Annotated in this window: 1 protein-coding gene; it reads right to left on the reverse strand. The window is 61.9% G+C overall.

Annotated elements, in window-relative coordinates:
• Positions 1–53 precede the first annotated feature (53 nt).
• The gene (locus J3U95_RS28220; RefSeq protein WP_045911956.1) at positions 54–992 is read right to left on the reverse strand and encodes an IS5-like element ISEcl7 family transposase; all 939 of its coding nucleotides are present in this window, start codon (positions 990–992) and stop codon (positions 54–56) included.
• Positions 993–1,052 lie beyond the last annotated feature (60 nt).

Raw genomic sequence — 1,052 nt, forward strand, 5'->3', positions numbered from 1 at the left:
GGCTTTGTTGCATAAATCAATTGAGCGCGTAGTACCCCAAACCCCAGACGGATTTACGGCATGGTCACCGCTACGGTCGTGGGCGTGCCCAAGCGCGTGAAGCGATTGAGGATGGCGGCACGGACCTGCAACTCGGCGACCTGACGGTCGAAGTCGCGCGCCATGACGCGTTCACCAAGCAGCTTGAAGCAACGCATTTTGGTCTCGACAAGGCTGCGCCGGTGATACCCGCTCCACTTTTTCCAGATCTTCCGGCCAAGCCGGCGGGTGGCCGCCAGGATGGCATTGCGCGCTTTGGCACCGGGACGCTGGTCCTTCCATGGCTTGGCGTTCTTGCGTGTCGGAATGAGTGCCTGCGCTCCGCGTTGTGCAATCGCTTCGTGGCAGCCTTTCGTGTCGTAGGCGCCGTCGCCACTGACGCTCGCGACAACCTCCTCGGTGGGTATCTGGTCGAGCAAGCACGGCAGCATTGGGGCATCGCCGGTGGCATTGTCGGTCACCTCGATCGCCCGGATTTCCAGCGTGGCCGCGTCAATGCCAAGGTGGATCTTGCGCCATTGGCGACGGTAGTCGGCACCATGTTTCTTCGTCTTCCACTCGCCTTCGCCCAGCATCTTGATGCCTGTACTGTCGACCAGCAGGTGCAATCCCGTCGTCGTCGGCTGCGCTCCGATCGTCACCGAAAGACGCTTCTGGCGCCGGCTGACCGTGCTGAAGTCGGGCACTTGCCAGTCCAGTCCGGCCAACCCGAGCAGACTCTGCGTCATACCCATGGCCTGGCGCAAGGGCAGATTGAACAGGCCCTTAACGGTCAGGCAGAACTGGACCGCCGCCTCGCTGTACTTCGGACTGCGGCCCCGCTTGCCGCTCGCACTGCCGTGCCAGCACATGTCCTTGTCCAGCCAGATCAGCAGCGAGCCGCGGGCTTTCAATGCCGCGTTGTAGTCTTTCCAGTTGGTCGTTCGGTACTTCAGCTTTACGGGAGCAATCATGCCGTCAGTTTACCCGTGCTGCGCCTCGGCCGCTGATGGGCCGATTTGTGCAACAAAGCC

Origin of the sequence: Massilia oculi (assembly GCF_017582745.1) — a bacterium.
Lineage (GTDB): Bacteria > Pseudomonadota > Gammaproteobacteria > Burkholderiales > Burkholderiaceae_D > Telluria > Telluria oculi_A.